Source organism: Paenibacillus sp. URB8-2 (assembly GCF_013393385.1).
In the GTDB taxonomy this organism is placed as follows: domain Bacteria; phylum Bacillota; class Bacilli; order Paenibacillales; family Paenibacillaceae; genus Paenibacillus_AQ.
Genome location: NZ_AP023239.1, coordinates 5217367 through 5242277, shown reverse-complemented (window position 1 = coordinate 5242277; position 24911 = coordinate 5217367). Strand labels below are relative to the sequence as shown.

21 protein-coding genes are annotated in these 24911 nt (G+C 52.3%); all 21 read left to right on the top strand.

What is annotated here, in order from left to right:
• The first annotated feature begins 4 nt into the window (after positions 1–4).
• Positions 5–241 carry a hypothetical protein gene (locus PUR_RS24245; protein WP_179037419.1) on the top strand — a complete coding sequence of 79 codons (237 nt, stop codon included), beginning with the start codon at positions 5–7 and terminating at the stop codon, positions 239–241.
• Positions 242–245: 4 nt separating this feature from the next.
• Entirely contained in the window at positions 246–1124 is an 879-nt protein-coding gene (atpG, locus tag PUR_RS24240; protein ID WP_179037418.1) for an ATP synthase F1 subunit gamma, read from the top strand.
• A 176-nt stretch (positions 1125–1300) separates the two neighbouring features.
• Entirely contained in the window at positions 1301–2701 is a 1401-nt protein-coding gene (gene atpD / locus PUR_RS24235) for a F0F1 ATP synthase subunit beta (RefSeq protein WP_179037417.1), read from the top strand.
• A 26-nt stretch (positions 2702–2727) separates the two neighbouring features.
• A complete protein-coding gene (locus PUR_RS24230; RefSeq protein WP_179037416.1) occupies positions 2728–3144 on the top strand; it encodes a F0F1 ATP synthase subunit epsilon in 417 nt (138 codons plus the stop codon).
• 284 nt (positions 3145–3428) lie between these two features.
• On the top strand, positions 3429–3674 hold the full coding sequence (locus PUR_RS24225) for a DUF1146 family protein (RefSeq protein ID WP_442953738.1): 246 nt from the start codon (positions 3429–3431) through the stop codon (positions 3672–3674).
• Positions 3675–3912: 238 nt separating this feature from the next.
• On the top strand, positions 3913–5295 hold the full coding sequence (murA, locus tag PUR_RS24220) for a UDP-N-acetylglucosamine 1-carboxyvinyltransferase (RefSeq protein WP_179037414.1): 1383 nt from the start codon (positions 3913–3915) through the stop codon (positions 5293–5295).
• Positions 5296–5504: 209 nt separating this feature from the next.
• Positions 5505–6701, top strand: a complete 1197-nt coding sequence (spoIID, locus tag PUR_RS24215) for a stage II sporulation protein D (protein WP_179037413.1) — start codon at positions 5505–5507, stop codon at positions 6699–6701.
• 60 nt (positions 6702–6761) lie between these two features.
• Positions 6762–7508, top strand: a complete 747-nt coding sequence (locus PUR_RS24210) for a M23 family metallopeptidase (protein ID WP_179037412.1) — start codon at positions 6762–6764, stop codon at positions 7506–7508.
• A 216-nt stretch (positions 7509–7724) separates the two neighbouring features.
• On the top strand, positions 7725–8012 hold the full coding sequence (gene spoIIID, locus PUR_RS24205) for a sporulation transcriptional regulator SpoIIID (RefSeq protein WP_124696546.1): 288 nt from the start codon (positions 7725–7727) through the stop codon (positions 8010–8012).
• Between the two features lie 128 nt (positions 8013–8140).
• The gene (locus tag PUR_RS24200; RefSeq protein ID WP_124696547.1) at positions 8141–9139 is read left to right on the top strand and encodes a rod shape-determining protein; all 999 of its coding nucleotides are present in this window, start codon (positions 8141–8143) and stop codon (positions 9137–9139) included.
• A gap of 95 nt (positions 9140–9234) precedes the next feature.
• Positions 9235–10116: a flagellar hook-basal body protein gene (locus PUR_RS24195; RefSeq protein ID WP_179037411.1), complete on the top strand. Its 882-nt coding sequence runs from the start codon at positions 9235–9237 to the stop codon at positions 10114–10116.
• A gap of 14 nt (positions 10117–10130) precedes the next feature.
• Positions 10131–10946, top strand: a complete 816-nt coding sequence (locus PUR_RS24190) for a flagellar hook-basal body protein (RefSeq protein ID WP_179037410.1) — start codon at positions 10131–10133, stop codon at positions 10944–10946.
• Positions 10947–10954: 8 nt separating this feature from the next.
• Positions 10955–11194, top strand: coding sequence for a DNA-directed RNA polymerase subunit beta (locus PUR_RS24185; RefSeq protein WP_179037409.1), 240 nt, complete (start codon positions 10955–10957; stop codon positions 11192–11194).
• A gap of 284 nt (positions 11195–11478) precedes the next feature.
• On the top strand, positions 11479–11901 hold the full coding sequence (fabZ, locus tag PUR_RS24180; RefSeq protein ID WP_025336820.1) for a 3-hydroxyacyl-ACP dehydratase FabZ: 423 nt from the start codon (positions 11479–11481) through the stop codon (positions 11899–11901).
• A gap of 27 nt (positions 11902–11928) precedes the next feature.
• Positions 11929–13653, top strand: a complete 1725-nt coding sequence (locus tag PUR_RS24175) for a phospho-sugar mutase (RefSeq protein ID WP_179037408.1) — start codon at positions 11929–11931, stop codon at positions 13651–13653.
• A 186-nt stretch (positions 13654–13839) separates the two neighbouring features.
• Entirely contained in the window at positions 13840–15906 is a 2067-nt protein-coding gene (locus PUR_RS24170) for a DUF5693 family protein (RefSeq protein WP_179037407.1), read from the top strand.
• Positions 15882–17069, top strand: a complete 1188-nt coding sequence (gene csaB, locus PUR_RS24165) for a polysaccharide pyruvyl transferase CsaB (protein ID WP_179037406.1) — start codon at positions 15882–15884, stop codon at positions 17067–17069. The genes PUR_RS24170 and csaB overlap by 25 nt, the downstream gene beginning before the upstream one ends.
• Positions 17070–17132: 63 nt before the next feature.
• Positions 17133–17834 (top strand): WecB/TagA/CpsF family glycosyltransferase, encoded by a 702-nt coding sequence (locus PUR_RS24160; RefSeq protein WP_179038058.1) that lies wholly within the window; start codon positions 17133–17135, stop codon positions 17832–17834.
• Between the two features lie 113 nt (positions 17835–17947).
• Positions 17948–19075, top strand: a complete 1128-nt coding sequence (locus PUR_RS24155; protein WP_124696553.1) for a glycosyltransferase family 4 protein — start codon at positions 17948–17950, stop codon at positions 19073–19075.
• Between the two features lie 362 nt (positions 19076–19437).
• Positions 19438–20997: an IS1182 family transposase gene (locus PUR_RS24150; protein ID WP_179037405.1), complete on the top strand. Its 1560-nt coding sequence runs from the start codon at positions 19438–19440 to the stop codon at positions 20995–20997.
• A gap of 222 nt (positions 20998–21219) precedes the next feature.
• Entirely contained in the window at positions 21220–24825 is a 3606-nt protein-coding gene (locus tag PUR_RS24145; protein WP_179037404.1) for an S-layer homology domain-containing protein, read from the top strand.
• The last annotated feature ends 86 nt before the right edge of the window (positions 24826–24911 follow it).

Here is a 24911-nt window from a genome sequence, read left to right as displayed (position 1 = left end):
TAGCGTGGCGCAATCGATAAGGAAACAGGGGTATGATGCCAGGCTTTCGGGCTTGTCCCGGGCTTGGCGGATACTACGAAGCCAGCTTTGGCTTCGCCAAAGTAAAGAATATGCTTACGAAGCCAGCTTTGGCTTCGCCAAGAGCAAAGAATATGCTTACGAAGCCAGCTTTGGCTTCGCCAAAGGCAAAGAATATGCTTACGAAGCCAGCTTTGGCTTCGCCAAAGCTTATAGGTGGTGAAATCATGGCAAGAAGCATGCGTGATATTAAACGTCAAATCAAAAGCGTTCAGAACACCAGACAAATCACCAAAGCGATGGAAATGGTCGCCGCCTCCAAGCTGAGAAAAGCTCAGGAGAAAGCGGAAGCGGCCCGCCCTTATTCGCAAAAGCTGAAAGAAGTCGTGTCGAATATCGCTGCCGGCACGAAAGGAATCCAGCACCCCATGCTGGTGAGCCGTCCCGTCAAGAAAACCGGTTATATCGTCGTCACTTCGGATCGCGGCCTTGCCGGGGGCTACAACGCCAATATTTTGCGCAAAGTGACAACCCTTATCCAGGAGCGTCACAAGTCCAAGGATGAATACGGCCTGTTTGTCATCGGCCGCAAAGGCCGCGACTTCCTGCGCCGGCGTAATTATCCGATCACCGAGGAAGTCACCGATCTTTCCGACACCCCTTCCTTCTCCGACATTAAGTCGATCGCCTATGCGGCGGTGGGACAATTCGAAGAAGGCATGTTCGATGAGATCTATATATGCTATAACGTGTTCGTCAATCCGATCAGCCAAATTCCGACTGTGGAACGGCTTCTTCCAATGGATGGAGCCCTACAGACGGAGGAACCTCAAGGTCATGAGCTCAAAGCGGGCTATGAATACGAGCCATCGCCGGAAGGCGTGCTGGAGGTTCTGCTGCCCAAGTATGCGGAGACTTTGATTTACAGCGCCATCCTCGACGGCAAAGCCAGCGAGCTTGGCGCCAAGATGACGGCAATGGGCAGTGCGACCAAGAATGCCTCGAAAATGATCGGAAATCTGACGCTTACGTACAACCGTGCCCGTCAGGCGGCTATTACTCAGGAAATTACCGAGATCGTAGCGGGTGCCAACGCGCAGTCTTAACGGATTCCTGAATAGCGATACATGTATCGCCGGTTTTGGAAGCATCGGCTTATAAAAGAATTTATTTGCTGGGGCATATCAATAGGTCTTCTATTTCGACGAGAAACGAACGCCGACTTAATAGGAAGGCGTAGTCGTTTCTTCTTGGGTAACAGTTTTCAAGGAGGGAAACATAGATGAACGTAGGACGCGTAGTAAGTATTATGGGTCCGGTTGTCGATATTGAATTTGGACGCGGCCAGTTGCCCGAAATCTTCAATGCGATCAAGATCGGAGCCAGCCCAGAGCAAGGGCGTCAGAACGAGCTGACACTGGAAGTATCCAATCATCTGGGCGACAATCTGGTACGCTGTATTGCCATGTCCTCCACTGACGGACTGGTTCGCGGTTTGGAAGCCGTAGATCAAGGAGCCCCGATTTCGGTTCCCGTCGGAGATGTAACGCTTGGCCGCGTATTCAACGTGCTGGGCAACACAATTGACAACGGAGCGGAAATCCCCGCTTCGCAAAAGAACCCGATTCACCGCTTGGCGCCGACGTTCGATGAGCTGTCGACGCAGGCGGAAATTCTGGAAACCGGAATTAAGGTTATCGACCTGCTCGCTCCTTACGCCAAAGGCGGTAAAATCGGCCTGTTCGGCGGCGCGGGCGTAGGCAAAACGGTAACGATCCAGGAACTGATCAACAACATCGCGCAGGAGCACGGCGGTATTTCCGTATTTGCGGGCGTCGGCGAACGGACGCGCGAAGGAAATGACCTTTACCACGAAATGACCGACTCCGGCGTTATCAAGAAGACGGCGATGGTGTTCGGACAAATGAACGAGCCGCCGGGCGCACGTCTGCGCGTTGCGCTGACGGGTCTGACGATGGCGGAATATTTCCGCGATGTGGAAGGCCGCGACACCCTGCTGTTTATCGATAACATTTTCCGCTTCACCCAAGCCGGCTCCGAAGTATCCGCTTTGCTGGGCCGCATGCCTTCCGCGGTAGGTTACCAACCGACGCTGGCAACGGAAATGGGCCAATTGCAGGAACGGATCACTTCCACCAAAAAAGGCTCCGTTACATCCATCCAGGCGATCTACGTTCCGGCGGACGATTACACTGACCCCGCTCCGGCAACGGCATTTGCCCACTTGGATGCAACGACGAACTTAGAGCGTAAAATCTCCGAAAAAGGGATTTTCCCTGCAGTGGACCCGTTGGCATCCAGTTCCCGGATTTTGGCTCCGGATGTCGTCGGCGAAGAGCATTACACTGTGGCTCAGGGCGTTAAGCAATTGCTGCAGCGCTATACCGAGCTTCAGGATATTATCGCCATCCTCGGTATGGATGAGCTGAGCGAGGAAGATAAGCTGATCGTGGCCCGTGCCCGTAAGGTGGAGCGCTTCTTGTCGCAGCCTTTCCACGTGGCGGAGCAGTTCACCGGCTTCAAGGGTGCATATGTACCGATTAAAGAAACGGTCCGCAGCTTCAAGGAGATTCTGGAAGGCAAGCATGACGATCTTCCGGAAGCGGCATTCCTTTACGTAGGTACGATCGAGGAAGCTGTAGAAAAGGCGAAAACGTTGTAACCTGAAGCTTTGAGGAGGAATTCGAAGTGAACACCTTTTTGTTGGAAATTGTCACGCCGGATCACCTCGTATATGCCAAGCAGGTTTACAGCTTGACCGTACGGGGGGCAGAAGGCGATCTGGGCATATTGCCGGGACATGTTCCGCTTGTAACTCCGCTTCAGGTTGCACCGATGACCATTAAATCGGAAGCCGGTGTGACAACGGTCGCCGTTCATGGCGGCTTTATTGAAGTGCATAAGGATAAAGTGACCGTGCTGGCGGAAAGCGCCGAGCTGCCCAGCGACATCGATATTGAACGCGCCGAGGCTGCCAAGGAACGGGCACAGCGCCGCTTGCAGTCCCGCGGCAAACAGGACGAGATTGATCATCGCCGAGCGGAGCTTGCGCTGCAGCGTGCGGTTACACGGATTAAAGTGTCCACCAGAAAAGGACAAAAATAAAATGAAATGCAGTCTGGCCTTGCGCCGGGCTGCTTTTTTTATTGCTGAAATTCTTGTTTTTTATTGGACTTTCTTATTAAGAAAATGAAATCTTATGGCGACATACCTTTAACAGAAGATGTCATTTTGTAACTTCTGGAAGGACACTATGTGTGATAGCGTTTACCAGGAGCATTTTAGTTAAAATAATGTAAAAGTACTGGATTCTTTTCCATTACGCAAGTATGATATAAGAGTCGATTTCCGAGCAAGTCTAGGTTTGGGGGGTTAGGATGGATAAAATCATGGCAAACGAATTAACCAGCTCTATAGGAATCAGTGGGCTGATGTCGATGATTGTATCGCTGTTGTGTGTAGCATTATCCTGGTGGGCCCTGCAGAACCTTAAGCTGGATTTGATCATAAGATATCCCAAGAGCCCGCAAGGGCGGCTGCTTCAATTGCTGCTGGCTATCGTACTGGGGCATTTTGTGGCGGGCTTCCTGCTGGATTATCTGGGCTACAGTGTCCAAATACGTCATATGTTTTAATGATGAGCGGTTAGGTTATTAATGTCTTGGGCCTGATTCGCCAAAAAGCGCCGCATAATTACATTTTTTTAGGTTAAAACTTAAATCTAAGAAGTGTCCCACGCACAGCCGGGGCCAAGTAGCGGAAATCGAAGCATTTGTAAATTGACTTTTAACTAAAATTGTTACTCAAACAAGCAAGGATATGGAGAATAACACGAATGTCAGTGAAAATAATGGACGCGGAGGGAACCGAAAGATGAGTAAATTTATCGTCCGCGGTGGCAAAAGATTGACCGGAAGCGTAAAAGTAAGCGGCGCTAAAAATTCCGTACTACCGATCATAGCCGCCTCTCTATTGGCAGAAGAAGGAGAAAGCGTCATTGTCGACGCGCCTCCGCTAGATGATGTATTAACGATCAGCAAGGTACTCGAATCTCTGGGGGCGGGAGTTACATATCAGAACGATATCATTCAGGTGGATGCCCGAAATCTCTCCACTTGTGAAGCGCCCTACGAGTGGGTGCGCAAAATGCGGGCTTCTTTTTTGGTGATGGGACCTCTTTTGTCCCGATTGGGCCGTACACGTATTTCGCTGCCCGGCGGCTGCGCGATCGGCACGCGTCCCATTGACCAGCATCTGAAAGGGTTTGAGGCCCTTGGAGCCGAGATCAGCCTGGGGCAGGGATATATCGAAGCGAAGAGCAACGGCCGACTGCGCGGAGCCAAGATCTATCTGGACGTTGCCAGTGTCGGCGCAACCGAGAATATCATGATGGCCGCAGCCTTGGCTGAAGGCGTGACAACGATCGAGAATGCGGCGAAGGAGCCGGAAATTGTCGATTTGGCCAACTACCTGAACAGTATGGGCGCTGTCGTTCGCGGCGCGGGCACCGGCGTTATCCGGATTGAAGGGGTAGAGCGTCTGCACGGTGTAAAACATCATGTCATTCCCGACCGGATCGAAGCGGGCACTTATATGGTCGCTGCGGCGATTACCGGCGGTGACGTCTACGTGGAAGGCGCTATTGCCGATCATCTCGGCCCGGTTATCGCCAAGATGGAAGAAATGGGCGTAACCATTATTCCGGGCGACAATGGCGTCCGCGTGATCAGCGATAAGCCGCTGAAGGCCGTCGACGTGAAGACTTTGCCTTATCCGGGCTTTCCGACCGATATGCAGTCTCAGATGATGGCGCTGCTGCTTCGTTCGGAAGGAACGAGCGTCATTACGGAGACGGTCTTTGAGAACCGGTTCATGCATGTAGACGAATTCCAGCTCATGAACGCGGAAATCAAGATTGAAGGACGCTCCGCCATCGTTACCGGCGACGCCCGTCTGGTCGGAGCAAAGGTCTGCGCAACGGACCTGCGTGCGGGAGCGGCGCTGATTCTGGCTGGTCTGGTCGCGGAAGGAACGACGGAAGTGAGCGGCACGCATCATATCGACCGCGGCTATGTGCATCTGGCTGAGAAGCTGTCCGGCCTTGGAGCGGACATTTGGCGCGTGACGCTGGATGAAAGCCCGGCTGATGCCGCTGCAGGAGAAACACTCAAACCGGAAACGGCCAAGAACGCCGTTCTGGGGAGCGAGGAAGCGAAGCCCCGGTTCCAGGTTCAGATTCAACCGACCTGGGTATAACTCTCTGACAATTAAATAATAAGAGGTCCGTCCATATGGCGGGCCTCTTTTTTTGAACTAAATTGTCCGCGCTTTATCGAAGCGGATATAAGGCTGCGCGGCAGTGCGGGCTGGCTTCAACTCTTTCTTCTCTCGGATACTCCGTTCTATCAATTGTCCAAGACTCATATGATGTAGTACGAGGATAATCAGGAGGGGAGAAGGAAGAGATGAAAGATTTCCGCCCTTGGCGCCGCAAAGCGGCGCGGTGGAGACCCGGCCGCCGGAGACGCAACCTTCCGGCACGGGTGTGGTCCAGGCGGCTGGCGCCCGCCGCCTGGCTGGCCGCGCCGCTGCTGGCGGCGCTGCTGCTGCCGCTGACGGTCGTGCACCTGCGGCACGACCCGGCACCGCCGGCGCCGCCGGCCGCGCCGCAGCGCACCGGCGCACCCGCGGCGCGGGAACCGGCTGCGGCGGAAGCCGCGCAGCCGAAGGTGTCCGTCTATTTGTCGCGCGCAAGGCAAATTGAAACCCTGCCGCTGGAGGACTACGTCACCGGCGTAATCGCGGCCGAGATGCCGGCCGACTTTGAGCTCGAAGCGCTCAAAGCGCAGGCGATCGCGGCCCGCACCTTTATCGTCCGCCGCCTGCGGGCCGGCGACCGAAGCGGCGTTCCCGTTCCGGGAGCGGATGTGACCGACACCGTAAGCCATCAGGCTTACGTCTCGTCCGCCGTGCTGGAACGGGACTGGACGAAGGCCGGCCGCAGCGCCGACCTGGCCAAGCTCCGCCGCGCGGTTCGCGAGACACGCGGCATCGTGATGACGTATAAGGGAGAGCCGATTACGGCATCTTTTTTTGCCTCCAGCGGAGGTTTTACAGAGAATTCAGAGGATTACTGGAAGGCCGCCGTGCCTTATCTGCGGAGCGTGGCGAGTCCCTGGGACCGGGAAGTGAATCCGGAGCTTAAGGCTACCGCCACCTTCAGCGTTTCCGAGCTGAGAGAGAAGCTGGGAATCGACGGAATCACCGCATCGGGTGCGCGGAGAGTGCTGGCCTCCTCGGGAGGAGCGGCCGGGAAGGTAAAACCGCTCACCGCGGAGCGGGCTTACGAGGGACAACCGCAACCGCAGATGGAGGTGCTGTCCGTTACCGCCGGCCACCGGGTTAAAGAGATTTCAATTGACGGCCGGATATTTACGGGACGCGAAGTGCGGGAGCGGCTTGGGCTTCGTTCCAGCCAGTTCACCTGGACGATGAAGAATGGGGAGGTTGCCATCACGACCTACGGCAACGGCCACGGTGTCGGCATGAGCCAGTGGGGAGCGAACGGGATGGCGAAGGAGGGCGGCACGGCAACGCAAATTCTCAAACACTACTACAGCGGAATATCGTTTACGCAAGTCTCAATTCTTTTGAAAAAATAAAGTGAAAGAAACGTATAAAAGCGAACCGCCCGGTAACAATGGTTACTGAGGTGATAGCAAATGAATGAACAAAACAAAAACAAACCATCCCATGAAGACTCTCTCAAAACAAATCAGGGAGAAACCGGCAGCCAGCCTTCTTCATGGAACAGACTGTTCTCCAAACGTTGGGTATTTCCGGCAGTCTACACAGCGGCAGCGGCAATTATACTAACCTTGGTGTGGGTCTATCAGGATGCCGGCCATAAGCCGCTTTCCACAGACACCGCCGCCGTTGTTTCCGAGGATGTTGGAGCTTCCGGCGATACGGCTGGAACCGCGGATGCCGGCAAGGAGCCGAATGCGCTGGAGGTTACCGCTTCGGCGGAAAGCCTGGCTTGGCCGGTGGCCAACCCAAGCGACGTGGAAGTTGTCAAGCCGTACTATGACGAGAATGGCACCGAAGAGAATCATATCGCGGCTACTGTGCAAAACGGCGATACTTTTACGCCCAACAGCGGCATCGATCTTGCTCGCGAAGACAACAAGTCGTTTGACGTCAAGTCCGCCATCAGCGGCGAAGTGACCCGGGTCGAGGACGTTCCTACACTCGGTACGGTAGTCGAAGTGACTCAAGGCAATCTGAAGACGGTCTACCAAAGTCTCGGAGAAGCCAAAGTGAAGCAGGGAGACCAGGTGAAGCAGGGCGATACGCTCGCCGCCGCCGGACGCAATGAAATCGAGAAGAATCTGGGCAACCACCTGCATTTTGAGGTGTACCAGGACGGCAAGCTCGTCAATCCTTCGGAACTGCTTCCGCAAAAATAAGAAACAAATGCCTAAGGCAGGGGGACGCTCGTCCTCCTGTTTTTTCGTGTTTCATCTTCATGGGATAGGAGCATAGTCCCCGCTTTCTAGGGCTATTTTACGGTTGTCCCGCAAATAAAATGAGCCTGCACCGGCTTGTCATCCCGTTAAAGCGCGAATATATAGGCCCGCCCCTCATATAATGTACCAAACTATCCACAGTTGGGAGGCGGGAGCGTGCACGATTACATCAAGGAACGTACCATTAAAATCGGACGCTGCATCGTGGAAACCAGGCATACGGTCCGGACCATAGCCAAAGAATTCGGCGTTTCCAAAAGCACGGTGCATAAAGATTTGACCGAGCGGTTGCCGGAAATCAATCCTGATCTGGCCGATCAGGTGAAGCACATTCTTGAATACCACAAATCCATCCGTCATCTCCGGGGGGGCGAGGCCACAAAAATCAAATATAAGAAGAACACGGGGAAGAAACGGGAGGTGGCCGTAGCAGCACAGCCGTAATATTCTCGGATTTTTAAGGTGATTTTCAGACAGAATCCATTGAATTCTTCCCCTAAAGTATGGTAGTTTTAAATTTGGCACTAACTCATCTTTCTCATCTAAAATAATACTTTGGGGGCTCTTTCATTATGCTTAGCAAGGACATCGGAATCGATCTCGGCACAGCCAATGTGCTTATTCATGTTAAAGGAAAAGGAGTCGTTCTGGATGAGCCTTCCGTGGTCACGCTTGAAAGCGACACGAAGAAGGTCCTTGCGGTGGGAGAGCAGGCGCGCCGTATGGTCGGCCGCACCCCCGGCAATATCTCAACGATTCGTCCGCTCCGAGACGGCGTTATCGCCGATTTTGAAATTACGGAAACGATGCTGAAATACTTCATCGACCGCGTCGGAGGCCGTACCTGGTATTCGCGTCCCCGCATCTTGATTTGCGCCCCCACGAATATCACGTCTGTTGAGCAGAAATCGATCCGGGAAGCGGCCGAACGCAGCGGGGCGAAGGAAGTCTTCATGGAAGAAGAGCCCAAAGCCGCCGCAATCGGAGCGGGCATGGATATTTATCAACCCAGCGGAAATATGGTCGTCGACATCGGCGGCGGAACGACGGACGTAGCCGTGTTATCGATGGGCGACGTTGTTACCGCCTCCTCCATTAAAGTGGCGGGGGACAAGTTCGACGAATCCATTTTAAGATATATCAAGCAGAAGTATAAGCTGCTTATCGGTGAACGGACGGCGGAAGACATCAAGCTTGCCATCGGCAATGTGCGTCCGGGCGGCATGCAGGCCGAGATGGATATACGCGGCCGGGATATGGTTAGCGGCCTTCCCCAGACTTTAACGATCACATCGGCCGAGGTGCAGGAGGCGCTTTGGGACCCGGTATCGTCCATTGTGGTCGCGGCGAAGACGGTTTTGGAACGGACGCCTCCGGAGCTGTCCGCCGATATCATTGACCGCGGCGTCGTGCTGACCGGAGGAGGGGCCCTGCTGACCGGATTGGACGAGCTGCTAGCCGAAGAATTGCACGTGCCGGTTTGGGTGGCTGAAGATCCGATGCACTGCGTCGTAAAGGGAACGGGCATTTTGCTGGATCATTTGGATAAGGTTGTTAAGAAAAAATTTTAAGCAACCGATATATGAAGTAAAGGTTCAAAGATATAGGGTAAAGGTTCAAAAGCTGAAGTTCTAGCTTCTGCGGTTTAGGAAGGGGAAACGCCTTTATGATAAGAGGGTTATATACGGCCGCTGCCGGCATGGTTACGGAGCAGCGCAGACACGACACGGCTACGCAAAATATAGCCAATCTGAATACGACGGGGTACAAGCAGGTCGAAAGCGTCAGCCGTTCCTTCCCGGAGGTGCTGATCTCCTCTATGCAGAGCGGAACGGTGAAGCCGATTGGCAGAATGAATACGGGCGTGTTCGCCGAGCAGTCCATATCCAAATACCTGCAAGGGGATTTGATTGAAAGCGGCAAGTCCACCGATTTTGCGCTGTCCGCCGATTTGCGTCTGACCGATCCTGCCACGGGCGGCAACATCGCTTTTGACCGCTCCGGCAAGTATATAAGCAATCAAGGCGAAATTGTTTACCAGCCGCAGGCTTTTTTTACGGTTCAGGACAATGATGGGAATACACTGTTTACACGAAACGGCAGCTTTACCGTAAGCCCGTCCGGTGAACTGCTGAGTTCCGGAGGATACAAGGTGCTTGGCGCCGATGGCCAACCGGTGGTGCTTAACGGTACGGTGGACAGTCTTAAGGTAGACGCGGAAGGCAATCTTCTTGATGCTTCAACTGGGACGACAACCGGCGTTCGTCTCGGAGTCAGTATTATTACCAGGCCGCAGGAATTGGTGCGTGACGGGAATGGCGTCTTTCACGTTGCCGATGCTGCGGCTGCGGGAGTGCGTTATGCGGCTGCGGGAGATAATATGCAGGTTCAGGTGCGCCAGGGATACATTGAAGGCTCCAATGTCGATGCGACGCAGGCTACCGTGGATTTGAACGCGGCTTACCGGGCGTATGAAGCGAACCAGAAGGTAATCCAGTTCTATGACAGCAGCCTGCAAAAGGCTGTAAACGATGTCGGCAGAGTATAGGAGGTTGATGATCGATGAACAATTCGACAATTGGCGCGGCCGTCTCGATGGCCAGCCTTCAGCAGCGGCTCGATCTTATCGCCGATAATATTGCCAACGTCAATACGGCAGGCTACAAGAGCAAAGAAGGATCTTTTGAAGATGTGCTGACCCGGGTGCAGCAGCAGACGAAGGAGTACGAGCTGGCGGGACGCATTATGCCGCTGGGGTTTGATATCGGCTACGGGATGCGGATTCCCAAGATCACCACGAGCTGGGAGCAGGGAGCGCTTAAGGAAACCGGCAATCCGAGCGATTTGGCGCTACAAGGAAACGGCTTGTTCGCCGTTCAAGTAAATGGCGTAACGACGTATACCCGTCAGGGGGATTTCCATTTTACGCCCGATAACGCCAATCCGGCCAATATGATGCTGGTGGACAATACAGGCAATCCGGTGCTGAATGCTCAGGGGAATCCGCTGACGGTGGAAGCGGGAACTAGTGTCGCCTTTGACGAGACGGGCAATGTATGGATGAAGCGTAATGAAAACGACCCGCCGACGCTAGCCGGTCAGCTAATGCTGGTCGAACCGCGTAACGGCCAGGTGCTGCAAGGGGTGGACGGCGGCAGGTTCGTTCTGGCCGACGGGGTCACAACAGGGCAGGCCTTTGCGGCAGCGGGCCAAGGCGGAGGAGTGGCAGTTCGCTCCGGCTGGCTGGAACAGTCCAATGTTGATCTGAACAAAGAAATGACGGAAATGATGCAGATTCAGCGTACGTATCAGCTTGCCGCCAGAGCCCTCTCCTCCAGCGACCAAATGCTTGGTTTGGCAAATAACATGCGCGGGTAGGTGAAGGAATGAGCCGTCAGAAAGAAGATCGTTTGAAACAAGAACAACTGACCGAAGATAATGCGCCGATAAAGCGCAAACGATCGAAATGGAAAATCGTTCAATGGTTTCTGATTCCTTTGCTGCTTCTGCTTGCCCTCGGGGGCGGCTTGGCGGCGGGTTACGTCGTCCTCGGAAATAAGGAACTGAGCGATGTGTTCCATTGGAGCACCTGGAAGCATGTATACGATTTGGTTTTTGCTCCGTGAAGACCACGGATAGTGGCTCTCTTGTACACTTGTACAAGGGAGTTTTCTTTTTTATACTGGAAAATGTATAATGATTGGGGGCTTTGGAGATCAAAAAGGGCCCTCTCCGCTTATGCAGCGGGAGAAGCCCCTTATCTCAACCTCCACTTCTGCAGCCGGTGAAGGATAAGTATAGTTCTTGCCAAAGGGAGCTATATTTATGCACGCCGGCGAGAATAAGAGGCCTTTATACCGAGAGGCTGTCTTTCGAGGCCCTTCTCTCGAACTGGAAGGAGTAAGGTTACATGTTGGATGTCAATCAAATTCAGGAAATTATCCCCCATCGTCCCCCTTTTCTGCTGGTGGACAAAATCATCGAAATCGAAATGGGGAAACGGGCGGTAGGCATTAAAAATGTCACGGTGAACGAACCCTTTTTTACAGGGCACTTTCCAGGCTACCCCGTTATGCCCGGCGTATTGATTACCGAGGCTCTCGCGCAGGTTGGAGCAGTGGCGATTCTGGGAGTCGAAGCCAACCGGGGCAAAATCGGCTTTTTGGCGGGATTGGACGGTTTCCGTTTCCGCGGACAGGTTGTGCCGGGGGATACCCTGAAGCTCGAAGTGGAGATTACGCGTCTTAAAGGAAGTATCGGCAAAGGGAAGGCAGTTGCCAAAGTGGAAGACAAGGTTGTGGCCGAAGGCGAAATTATGTTTGCGCTGAATTAAATCATACCTGGAGAAGGAGAGATTTTTATGACCCAATTGAGTCCAAAAGCTGCAGAAACCCTGGAACGCTGGCTGCAAGATCCATCCATTGACGAGACCACCAAGCAGGAGCTACGCGGACTGGAAAATGATCCACAGGAGCTTGAAGAGCGCTTCTACCGGGATTTGGAATTCGGGACAGGCGGCTTGCGCGGCGTGATCGGCGCAGGAAGCAACCGGATGAACCGCTACACGATAGCAAGAGCAACTCAAGGTTTCGCTAATTTTATTTTGGAGCAGCATAAAGGCGAGGGCCGTCCATCTGTAGTTATTGCTCATGACTCCCGCCGGTTCTCCCCGGAGTTTGCGCTGGAAACCGCGCTGGTTCTGGCCGGCAACGGAATCGAAGCTTATTTATATCCTTCCCTTCGCTCAACGCCGCAGCTGTCCTTCAGCGTGCGTCATCTGGGAGCTACAGGCGGAGTCGTCATTACAGCGAGTCATAATCCTCCGGAATATAACGGGTATAAAGTATATAATTCTCAAGGCGGTCAGCTTGTACCGGATGAAGCCGAGAAGGTGATCTCCTACATATTCAATATTGATTCCTTTAATGCCGTCAAGCGTGCCGATAAGGAAGAGGCGGAGGCTGCCGGACTCCTTCATTGGCTGGGCGAGAAGGAAGACGAAGCCTACACCGATACCGTTGCGGCGGTCAGTGTCGGCAAGTCGGATATCGCCGGCGGTCTGGGAAGCAAATTCAAAATCGTATATACGCCGCTGCATGGAACAGGCAATCTTCCGGTGCGCAGCGTACTGAAGAAGATCGGCTTCACCGACGTGCTTGTCGTGCCGGAGCAGGAACAACCGGATTCCGAATTCTCAACAGTGAAATCGCCCAATCCGGAAGAGCGGGAAGCCTTTACGCTGGCGATCAAGCTTGGCGAGGAACTTGGGGCCGATCTGCTCATCGGGACTGACCCGGACGCGGACCGGATGGGCGCCGTCGTGCGCGACCCAGAGGGGAAATTCGTCGTCCTGTCCGGCAACCAGTCCGGCGCGCTGATGATTCACTACTATCTGAGCCGGTTGCAGGAACTCGGCAAGCTGCCGAGCAATGGCGCGGTAGTCAAGACGATTGTAACCAGCGAAATGGGCGCTGCGGTTGCCAGCCATTATGGAGCAACCGTGTTTAACACGCTGACGGGCTTCAAATATATCGGTGAAAAAATGACCCAGTTCGAAGCCTCGGGTGATTACACATATCTGTTTGGCTATGAGGAAAGCTATGGATATCTTGCCGGGAACTATGCCCGCGACAAGGATGCCGTTCTGGCTTCCATGCTGATTGCCGAAGCGGGCGCTTATTACAAAGCTCAAGGAAAGACCCTCTACGAGGTGCTTCAGGAGCTTTATGCGCAGTTCGGCTATTTCCTCGAAAGCCTGGAATCCCGTACACTCAAAGGCAAGGACGGGGTTGCCCAAATCCAGGGCATCATGACCGATTGGCGGCAGAGTCCGCCTAAAGAAATCGCAGGTATTGCCGTAAGCGAGGTGCTGGATTACTCTCTGGGTCTGGATGGACTTCCGAAGGAGAATGTGCTGAAATATCTGCTTGCAGACGGTTCCTGGGTCTGCCTGCGTCCTTCGGGCACCGAGCCCAAGATCAAGGTGTACTTCGCTGTACGCGGTGAGTCGCTTGAGGATGCCAAGTCCAAGGTTGCCGCACTCACCGGGGAAGTTATGGAACGAGTGGACGGCGGAAGCAATTAATAGATGATGATTTGAATCTCTTTTACGGGAAACGGGTGCCGCCCTCCGATTGGGAATGGAGGGCGAAACCGTTTCTTTTTTCGGGGACCACGCAAAGTACCTGATCAGGCTTCGAAGCCAAGTCCTCACATTGTGGGGTTGTCTTTTGTAGAAGAGATTCGTTTATGGAAAGAGGAGGAGCTTTTGGTGCAGCACAAATGGCAGCGTTGGAACCTGAATTCCCGGAAATGGCTCTGGATCGTGGTTGTGATTGGCCTGATTGCGACTTTGCCTGTTGTTTACGATCGTTTGCAGACTGAGAAATCATCCAAGACGGTGGAAATTGTATTCGATTACCGGGATCTCGTGGACGCTGCGAGCTACCGGGCCAACCCGCAGGATTACATATCCCAGCAGTTGGATCGGCTTAAAGAAGCCGGTGTACAAAGTATGGCTGTATATGAAAATACGCTGGAGGATTACCGCAAAGCCCGTCGCGTCATGTATTGGGGCGCACAGGATGTCGCCAACTTAACGGATAGCGTCATTCCGGAGAACGAGAATTATACGTATGTGCTTTTTACAAGCAAAGCTAACGCTGAGGCGCTTGCGCCCACGATCCGGGATACGTTCAGCGATCTTGGAATTAGGGCGGAAGATTGGAACTTTCGCGGCCAACAGGGCTTGATTATTGAGACTCCGGTGGAAGATGCGCTGTTGAAGCCGATGGCTCCGGACGAATCTACGCTTATAACTTTGCATGACAAGGGATTCCATATCGTTCCCCGGCTTGTGGATTCCCTTCCCTATAATGAAGAAGCGATGAATCGGCTAATTGAGCGGTTTAAAAGTCTTGATGTGAAGCGAATCCTGTTCGAGGGCGATTCGGTCAAAGGATTTAACGACAATGAGGACCTTCAGAGTATTGCTTCCTTTGCTGAACTGCTGAAACAAAACGGCATCGGCATAGCCACCATCGAGAATCTTAAAGAGCAGCAAAAAGGGTTCAACAAGCTTGCATTTTTGCTCGATTACAATGTGACCCGGTTGTACTCACTGAGCGAGAACGATTCAACGCTGAAACCGGATGTTATTGCCGACCGCTTCGCACTGGCGACGAAGGACCGCAATATTCGCATGCTATACTTGAACACCGCCCCCACGAGAAATACCGCCAAGGCGCAGATCGACGACTCTGTGGACAATTTGGTTACCAGTCTGAGTGAGCCGGGCGGGGCAGTGGACAAGATCAAGGACAACGGCTTTACGCTGGGACAAGCTGCTGCTTTTGATGTAGTGGATTCGCCGTTCCAACGTTATTTCAAGCTGGCCGCCGTCATCGGAGCCGTGGCGATGGTGGCGCTGATGATCTCTCACTTCGTTCCGTGGCTAACGCTTTTGGCTTGGGCCCTCGGTCTGATCGGAAGCGCGGGACTGCTGCTTGTGAAGCCCGTGCTGTTTGAACAAGCGCTCGCTCTTGCGGTTGCCATCAGCGCGCCGACATTAGCGATGGTGCTAGCTGTTCGCAAAATCAATAGATCGGGTCCGCCGCTGGCCGTTCAGGGAGCGACAACGGTTCGGGGAAGCATCCCCGGTTCCGTGCAGGGAGTTATGAATCCGCAGCGACGCTTGGTCCAGAGTCTTGTTTTGTACGTAAAGACAGCCTTGATCTCACTCAGCGCGGTGCCGTTCGTTATCGCGCTGCTGAATAATATTACTTACAGCCTGGTGTTAAACCAGTTCCGAGGCGTCAGTCTGCTGCATATCGCTCCGATCGGGCTTGTGGGCATTTATGTGCTCTTGTACCGGGGAGAGTTTGCTTTGAATAAAACGGGTAAGCTGTTAAGAACGCCAGTCACGCTGGCGATGGTTGCTGCGGCTGCCGTACTTGGGGTAATTGGATTGTACTATTTAAGCCGCACCGGCAACAGCGGCACCGCGAGTTCCTATGAGCTTGCCTTCCGGAACTTTATGGAAAGTGTTTTCGGCGTGCGGCCGCGCAGCAAGGAATTTTTGCTTGCTCATCCAGTGTTTATTCTTGGAACTTTTCTGGCCCTTAAATACCGGAACGCCGCCTATCTTATGATTGTTGCCGTAATCGGCCAACTGTCTATGGTGGATACGTTCGCGCATATTCATTCACCTGTTCTGATTTCGCTTGTCCGTGGGCTGCTTGGGCTTGGCCTAGGTCTTATCCTTGGCGTGATCGCGGTAATCGTGTGGCAAATTGCGGAAGGATGTTGGAAACGATGGCTGCCCCTGCTCAAAAAATAGTGTTGTCCGGTTACTACGGCTTCCGCAACAGCGGAGATGAAGCGGTGCTTCAATCGATTTTGATTGCACTGAAGCGCCAATCCGAATTGGCGGGTATATCCATTAAACCGGTCGTACTATCCATCGATCCGGAATGGACTTCCGCTACTTACGGCGTTGAAGCGGTGCACCGTATGAAGCTGTCTGAGGTCCGACGGGTTATAGGCGAAAGCTCCGGGCTGATCAGCGGCGGAGGAAGCCTGCTGCAGGATGTAACAAGCGGCAAATCCATTCCGTATTATCTCGGCATTATCAAGCTGGCTCAATGGATGGGCAAGCCGACATTCATATATGCCCAAGGAATCGGGCCGGTGCAGCGGAAATGGTTCCATCCGATGATCAAATCGGTATTCCGTAAATGCGCTTATGTGTCCGTGCGTGATGAACAATCCAGGGCATTGCTTATGTTCATGGGACTTCGGCAGGCCGATGTGCAGGTTGTGCCCGATCCCGTCATGGGTCTGACCCTGCCGGAAGAAACGGTCCCCGGCAGCACGCTTTCGGGACAGCCGCGTGAGGCGGATGGTGCTAAAGCAGATTCTGGCGCCAGTCCCGGTTTCGGGAGTTCTGAGCTTCCGATCGTCGGTGTCTCCGTACGTTACTGGGAGAAGGACCGGCGAGAGCTGGACGCTATCGCCCAAGGTTTGCGGCAGGTATGCCGCACCCTTCCGGTGCACCTGCGGTTTCTGCCGTTTCATCTTCCTTCCGATACCGAAGCGTCGAAATATTGCATGGACAGGCTTGGCGATATCGCTGAAAGCGGAAGCGTCGTAAGCCTGAGCGAACAAGCCGACCATCCGCAGAAAATGCTCCGCGAAGTTGGAGCATGCAGCGTGCTGCTCGGTATGCGGCTGCACAGCCTCATTTATGCCGCCGGACGTCGCGTGCCGCTGCTCGGAATATCGTATGATCCCAAGATTGATCATTTTTTAAGCCGTATCGATTGCCGTCCTGTCGGCACAACGGCTTCCTTGGACAGCGAAACCCTTTCCGGGGAGATTGTCAGGCTTCTGAAGGACGGAACCGCTTGGCGGGGGCAGCGGGAATCACGGATTGATTCATTAATCCATGAAGCGGAAGCTCCGGCCCGGCAAATTGTTGAATATTTAAGCCATAAAGGGTGATTTATAGTGAAACACGCAGGCGCTTTGCCTACGGTAGCGATTTTTGGCATTCCGGTGTCCAAAATGGATATGAAGGAAACGATCTCCTATTTAATTGAAGCCATACATTCCAGGACGCCGCATCAGGTGATCACAGCGAACCCGATCATGGTAATGGCCGCTTTGGAAAATCCGGCTTATAAGGAGATCATGGTCTCCGCGGAGCTGGTCGTTCCCGACGGCACGGGAGTGGTGTGGGCGGCCGAACGCGGCGGAAATCCCGTCAAGGAAAGAGTGCCCGGGTACGATTTGCTACATGAATTGATGAAAGAGGGAGAACACTATCACTGGAGGGTCTATCTGCTTGGTTCGACTCCCGAAGTGATTCGGGAGACGGCAAGCAGGTTACAAATGCAATATCCGGGGATAACGATCGCCGGTTTTCGCGATGGATTTTTCGGTGCGGCGGAGGATGATGAAGTCATCGCGACGGTCGTTGAAGCAAAACCGGACCTTTTATTTGTCGCTCGCGGCGCGGATACCCAGGAACCTTGGATTGCGAAGCATAAATCGCGTTTGGGTATTCCGGTTATGATGGGGGTCGGCGGAAGCTTTGACGTCATTTCCGGCAAAACGAAACGTGCGCCTGTAGCGTTCCAAAAACTGCGGTTGGAGTGGTTTTACCGTCTTCTCAAAGAACCGACCAGGTACAAAAGAATGCTTGCGCTACCGAAATTCGCAGTAAAAGTGATGCGGGAGAGAGATAGAGTCACAAAAAGCAGATAAAACGCCGATATTCCTCGAATATATATCGAAAATCGCCTGAAAACGGAATTGGAATTTGTTTTTGGAACAGAGTATAATTCAATGCGGTAGAGAAATGGGGGTTGACTAGACCAATGTTAATCATATACATCGCCGGATTTATCGTATGCATGGGACTTGCATTATGTTTGACGCCGCTTGTCAAGAAATTCGCTCTTGCCATTGGCGCCACGGATGTGCCTAATGCCCGCAAAGTGCACACGAGAATAATGCCGCGCCTTGGAGGCTTGGGTATTTTTCTGGCGTTTGTGTTAGGACTGCTTGCCATATCGCCGTTTGTTCCTTACGAGTTTTCCACACGGGATATTAATTTCATTAAGGCGCTGCTTAGCGGCGGCGGTCTTATTGTGCTGCTTGGCGGTCTTGACGACAAGTTTGAGTTATCGGCCAAAGTAAAGCTGCTTGGTCAAATTGCCGCAGCCTGCATCGTAGTGTTCGGCTTTGACATTACGGTGGACTTTGTGAATATTCCTTTTAACAATACTTATTCTTCGCTTGAGAGCTGGATCGCTATTCCGCTTACGATTTTTTGGATTGTCGGCGTCACAAACGCTGTTAATTTGATCGACGGATTGGACGGGCTGGCTGCCGGCGTTTCGGGTATCGCTATTGCGACAATCGCTACAATGGCCTTTTTGATGGGCAATGTGATGGTTGCCATGCTCTGTCTGCTGCTCCTCGGCAGCATTGTGGGCTTTCTCTTTTTCAATTTCCATCCGGCCAAAATCTTTATGGGTGATGCGGGCTCACTGTTCCTCGGATTCTGTCTGGCCATGCTGGCACTGCTCGGGTTCAAACAGATCGCCGTCGTTTCCTTTATTACGCCGCTGCTTATTATCGGTGTGCCGTTGTCGGACACGTTCTTCGCGATCGTGCGCCGCAAGCTGCAGAAGAAACCGATTTTTGCTCCGGACAAAGGTCACCTGCATCATTGCCTCCGCGAGCTTGGTTTCAGCCATCGGCAGACGGTGCTCATTATTTACGGAATTGCAGGCTTCTTCGGAATCCTGGCCGTTATTCAATCCTCTTCCGCTCTGTATGAAGCGAACTGGGTTACTTTCGTAGTCATTTGTGTAATGCTCTTCTTCCTGCAGATTGGCGCCGAGGTTATCGGCTTGGTTGGACAAACCAAGAAACCGCTGCTGAGCTTCCTTTCCCGGGTATTCATGAAAGTGAGCGCGGAAAAAGGTTCAAAATCCTGATATATATAATGAAGCGTCTTTTACGGACTTATATAATTCCTGAAGGGGGTGTCTCAAAAGCCATGAAATGGCTGCTTGGGACACCCCTCGTTTTTTGAGTAGGATTTAGGTAAGCACTTGGTGTGGACGCTCCGCGAACGGACCGTTGTTCCAATCGCTGTTGTGTCCAGATTTTTTTCATTCCCCTTAGCGGTGAAAATCCGGACCCAAAGGCGACCGCTACCGCTTTTCCACAATCGTTCCGTCCCCTCCGCTGCTTTCAGCTGTAGCTGTTACTAAAATTCTTTCTTGAAAACACAAAAAGAAATCGCCCTTTGGTAAAATGGAAGTACCACCCACCATCTCTAAAAGGAGCGATTTCTTTGTACATTCAATATACCATGGACCAACTTTTCCTGCCAATGGATTTAGAAGAAGACATTCCAGAAAATCACCTCGTTCGTGTCATCAACACTGCCGTAAACCGCCTGGACGACTCGATCTTTGATGCCGCTTATCCCGGCGGTGGCCGCGACAGCTACCACCCCAAAATGCTCACCAAAGTCATTATTTATGCCTACACCCAGCGCATCTACTCTTCCCGGCAAATGGCCAAAGCTGTGCGGGAGAACATTCCCTTCATGTGGCTGGCCGGACGACAACGCCCGGACTTCCGCACCCTTAACCGCTTCCGTTCTCAGCGGATGAAGGATGTCCTCGAAACCGTATTTACCGCCGTTCTTCAATTTCTGGCGGACGAAAAATACATCTCCCTGGAGCATTACTTTGTCGACGGCACCAAGATCGAGGCCAATGCCAATCGCTACACGTTTGTTTGGGGCAAAGCGGTCAGCAAACATAAGACCAAACTGCAAGAGAACGTACACGCGCTGTTTGCCACCATCGAAGCTGCAGAGAACCAAGAAGAAGCGAAACACCAAGGCAACGATCTCGCTGAACTTGGCGAGTCCTCAGCGATTAGCGCCGAGAAACTCGAACAAGTGACCCAGGAACTCGAAGCCCGGCTTCTGAACAAGCCTAAAGATAAACTCCTGAAGAAAGCGGTTCGTAAGCTTCGAAAAGACCTGCTTCCCCGGCTGCTGAAGTACGAACAGTACCAAGCGTTGCTCGGCGACCGGAATAGCTTTAGCAAGACCGACCCGGATGCGACCTTCATGCGAATGAAGGAAGATCACATGCGAAACGGTCAACTCAAACCGGGATACAATGTTCAGATTGGGACCGAAAACCAGTTTATTTTAGCCTACAGTCTACACCCAAGACCGACCGATACCCGCTGCCTACAACCGCATATGGAAAAGGCAAGGCAGATGCTTGGCAAACTCCCACAGACGGTCATTGCAGATGCAGGCTACGGCAGTGAAGAAAACTACGCCTATTTGGAAAAGGAAGAGATTCAGGCTGTGGTGAAATACGGCAGCTACCATCAAGAGAAGAGTAAAGCCTGGAAAGAGAAGGTCGGAAGGATTGAGAACTGGGCGTATGACGAAGCCGAAGATACGTGGACCTGCCCGGCCGGACAAATGCTGCATTTCCGCAGAGAAAGCAAGGAAACCTTGGCAAGTGGGTATGAAATTCGCAAACGTCATTACCGAAGCCAAAACTGCGACGGTTGCCCACTGAAGGACCGTTGCACCAAAGCGGCAGGAAATCGGGAAGTGGCCGTCAGTCTGGAACGGCTAAGGTACCAGAAGCAGGCTAGGGAAATATTGCGAAGTGAAGATGGCTATGCTTTGACGGTACGGCGAATGACGGAACCGGAAAGCGTATTTGGACAACTGAAGAACAACCGAGGGTTCCGGCGTTTTCTGCTTCGCGGCATGGAGAAAGTGACGCTTGAGGTCGGGTGGCTTTCACTTGCCCATAATGTGCTGAAGCAAGCCGCAGTGGACCAAAAACGCAAAGCAGCGATTCTCCAATAACGGGAGAATCACTGCTTTGCTGACTTTTTACGATTTTTTAGAATGAAGAAAGCTGTCTCTGACGTAGAAGAACTACTTATGGGACAGCTCCTTTTTATTTTCTGTTAATTAATTGCTAATTAATAGATTGAGGTTCGCCGATAAAATAAAAGAGGATGGATGAAGCACGGGAGATGTCACGTCCTAGACCACAAACCAATATAGCAGTAGGAGGTTTCATACGTGAAGAACAGAATCAAGTCGATAGGCAGTTTCGTCATGGCGGCTGTAATCCTGCTGTCGACTCTTTCGGCATCGGGAGCGGCATACGCCGCTGCAGGGCAATATTTTACCTTTACCAAATTCAGTACGAGTAAGGACTCTCCGACCAATGTGAACTCAAGTACGGTTGATGTTGAGGGTACATTCAATGGCGTATCCCCGGACAGTATCTATTATAAGGTTGACAGTATAGTGAATGGCACGGAAGTGCCTGGCGCAAGCGGAGCGGATGTGAAACCGACCATCGCCAATGAAAAATATTTCACGTTCCCCAACGTCAAATTGAGTCAGGGGCTTAACCGCATAACGGTTTACGGAACGACTTCGGACGGAAGCGTGGCAAGCGGAGAAGCTTATGTGAATTTCTCGAATGTGCCTGCCATCTATAATATTGCGCTTCCGGACGGAACGGCGTTGAATGAAGGAACACCAACCTTCGTCAACACTTCCGGACTGACATTAACGCTCCAAGCGCCGAATGCCTCCGAAGTCATGATGAATTCGTCCAAAATGTACAATGGCGGCAGCACCACATTTGTTATCGCCGACTACCAGCTTAAGGTGGGATATAACAAGCTTACCTTTGTGGCTACGACGGATGGCGGCACACGCACTTATTCCGTTTCCCGCGAAGTCGTTTATGCCCCGTTAGACTCCGGTACCCCTAATAATACGAAAATCGGCAGCACGCCGGTAGACACCGGCAGTGTGGTTACGTCGGCCAGCGGGAAGCTGAGCGGTTCCATTACTTTTAAAGTGCCTGACAGCTCGGGCGTCACGAATCTTTCGACGTTAACTTACGCCATTCGGAATACAACTACCGGTAGTGATTTGGTAACCGGTCAGGCAGCGACTGTCTCAGCACCTACGTCATCCGGCAATTTTATTACCTTTAATTACACCTCGGTTGCAGATGTGCCGGCTCTTTCCGTGAACGGCGCTTATACCATTGTTTTTACCGGAAGCTATGACGGCAAGAGCATTACTCCTGTCAAATTTGATTTCCGCAATGCAGCCACGGCTTATATTACGGATGTTCAGCAGGTTTATAGCCCGAGTGTCAGCAGCGGCATTGTATCGTATACTTCTTCCGGTGCATTCAGCGACAACTCGAATCTATTCCAGCTTCCGCTCTGGCTGCTAGTCAAAACCGACAAGACGACAGCTGCGGTGGTGAACGGCCTTTCGCTTACCACTTATCAGAACGGAAGCCCGGTCGCGACTTCGGCATTCAGCAAGAACAGCTATCTAACTGCCGACGGTTACAGAGTGTTTGAAATTACCGGACTCCCTACCGGCGAACAAACGCTTCATATTGATCTGATGAGCGGCAGCACCGTTTTGGATTCCAAAACTTATACAGTCAACTATATATCGGCACCCTATATCGAATTAACGAATCTTTATAATAATCAGGTGTTCAAAACCAATGATTCATTTACGGCCGTAACCGGGAACCTGGTCAATTTTCCTTCCGGCGACATCGGCTCGGCTGTGATTTCAATAAACGGTTCGAACAGTTCCTTGACGTCATCCATGATCAGCAACACGAATTCTTTCAGCTTTAACACGGTCAATAACAAGCTGGTTACCGGACCAAATAAAATTACAATCTCCGGTATAGCCAACGGGGTTCCTGTTTCCACGAGCGTTACTGTATACCTGTTCCCGGACAATCTGCCTTCGCTGGCAGGGCTAATCCCGCTTCCGGTCAACGAGACAACCGATCCCGATCAGCTGTTTGTCAAAACCGCAAATCTTGCGTACACGACCAACCAGACTAGCGCGGATATTCAGTTTGTGACCAATAATGCTACGCAGATAGTCATTATGGTGGACGGAACGCAGAAAGTGGTGGCTAACTGGGATGGTTCGAAATGGACCTATTCACCTACAACCGTAAATCTTTCGGTGCCGGTGGATCAGGCCGGAACATTCACGCTTCGCGGGCAGAGTCTTCCGAAGACCGGTCTGCGCACCATTGTGGTAACCGCACGTCTGGAGACGTCGACCGTATCTCAGGCGCTGCAAATTACGCGTGAAGTGCCCCCTTACAACATTCTGTCGCCCAAGCTTCCGAACGAAAGCATTATTAAGCAGAACTTCCTGAATATCAGCATTCAGGCGGAAGGCGCGGATAGTATTCTAATCGGCAAGACGCCAATGGTTAAAGGTGAGAAAGATATTTTCCGGCTTGAAATGAAGAATTTGAAAAAAGGGGCTAATACGTTCAAGTTTACGATTAACACCGGCACTCAAAAAACGAACGGTTCGTTCAGCGTCACTTATTCGGACGAGGTTCTTCAAGGGTCGCAGTTGAAATCGGTTCTTAACGCATCAGGCAAGCTGAGTGCGTTCCAAAACGCGGTAACGCTAAACTTTCCGAAGGGAACCGTGCTGCGGGATGCAACGCCGACGCCAGGGACAACGAATACCCGTCAGATCAACCTTTTTAATGACCAATATATTTTATTGGGTATCGCCGATAAGCAGGATGGACGTACCGTTAAGCAGTATAATCCGGTAGGAGAAACCGACATCAGCGGAAACTATCTGGATGGCAAGCTGAAAGAAGTCAGCGCCAATTCATTGGCAACCACCTATCTGACCCCCAAGCTGCATTATGGTTATGCTTCCAACCTGTATTGGATTGATCCGGGCTATTTCGTCGCCAGCAATTCGGTTAATGATTATGAAACGGTGATTTCCTCGCATCCATACAAGACAGGCAATGAATTTTATCTCGGACATATGGGTAAATGGCTTGAGCCGACTCAGCAGGGAACCATCACGTTGAAGTACGATCCAAGCTTGGCCAACGCAGCCACCTCCAACATTTCCGTCTGGAAGAACGTAGATGGGACCTGGTATAATATGGGCGGAAAGATTAATACGAGCAGCAAAACTATAACCGCGACATTTGACGGGTTCGGCTACTATACGGTTATGAGCCTTCGTTACAGCTACGATGACATTGTCTCGCACACTTACGCTCGCAACGAGCTTGAGACGATGATGGCCAAAGGGATTATGAACGCCAAGGATTCCAGCGAATTCGGTGTTTACGAAAATATGACGCGCGGCGAATTTGCAACGATGCTGGTTAAGATAATGGGGATTCAGCTTGATTACGAACCGAATAATCTTACCTTCGCTGATGTCGTGAAGTATAGCGACTACCATTGGGATTACCGTTACATTGAAACAGCCGTCCGTAAAGGAATTATAAAAGGGACCGCACCGCGAGTCTTCTCGCCTAACAGCACCCTCAACAGGGAAGATGCATCAGTCATGATCGCAAGAGCGATGAATCTGAAGCTGGGTACAGTAGACAAGGATTTGGCAGCCCTGCAAAAGCTGTTCACAGACACGGGGTCCATCAGTTCTTCTTACTCCGTACCGTCCATTTTGGCAGTGTACAAAGCCGGCGTAATTTCAGGCGTCGCCAATAAGCTGGCTTCCGGCGCAAAGAAGGTTACCTACCGCTTTGACCCGCAGGCAAGATTCACCCGGGCCGATGCGGCGATTATGGCCCAACGCATGATGATCAAGATGAAGAAATTATAAACTGCGATTTTCCGGTTAAGGACGAAGTGAAGGAAGCCTCTGCTCCCGATATGGGGAGGGGGGCTTCTGTTATGCAGTTTCCAATT